A 629-nucleotide genomic window follows, 5' to 3' on the forward strand; every position below is an offset into this window, starting at 1 on the left:
GTGGTTATGGCGGCGGCGGCGGTGGCCGTGGCGGCTACTGATCAGCAGCCGTTGCCGGCACATGCCGGCAAATGAAACAAAAGGGCCTACGGGCCCTTTTTTCATGCCCGGAATCTAGGGTTTTCGCGGGTTTGGCGGGCCCCTGTCACCCTCCACGCAGCCGTGCCAGATGTTTCATAATGGAATTGCGTGGTTTGCAGTTTCACGCGAGGAATGCGGTGAACAGGTCACTTTTCGCGTCGCTTATGGATCAGTTGAATGCGTTTTCGGGACTCCATCGCTTAGGTCATACGTTTTTTTAGGAGTCCCTCTTCGATGGGCAACAAACTCTACGTGGGCAACCTGCCCTATTCCGTGCGCGACAGCGACCTCGAGCAGGCCTTCGGCCAGTTCGGTGCGGTCACCAGCGCCAAGGTCATGATGGAACGTGACACCGGCCGCTCCAAGGGCTTCGGCTTCGTGGAAATGGGCAGCGACGCGGAAGCACAAGCCGCGATCAACGGGATGAACGGCCAGCCCCTGGGCGGCCGCAGCGTCGTCGTCAATGAAGCGCGGCCGATGGAAGCGCGACCGCCCCGCAGCGGTGGCTACGGTGGCGGTGGCGGTGGCGGCGGTTACGGTGGTGGTGG

General features: G+C 61.8%; 1 protein-coding gene. It reads left to right on the forward strand.

Features of this window, described 5'->3' with window-relative positions:
• Positions 1-315: 315 nt before the first annotated feature.
• A partial coding sequence (locus EEB15_RS33180; protein ID WP_141514248.1) for an RNA-binding protein occupies positions 316-629 on the forward strand: 314 nt, incomplete at its 3' end.

Source organism: Ramlibacter sp. WS9, assembly GCF_003797765.1.
Taxonomy (GTDB): Bacteria; Pseudomonadota; Gammaproteobacteria; order Burkholderiales; family Burkholderiaceae_C; genus Ramlibacter.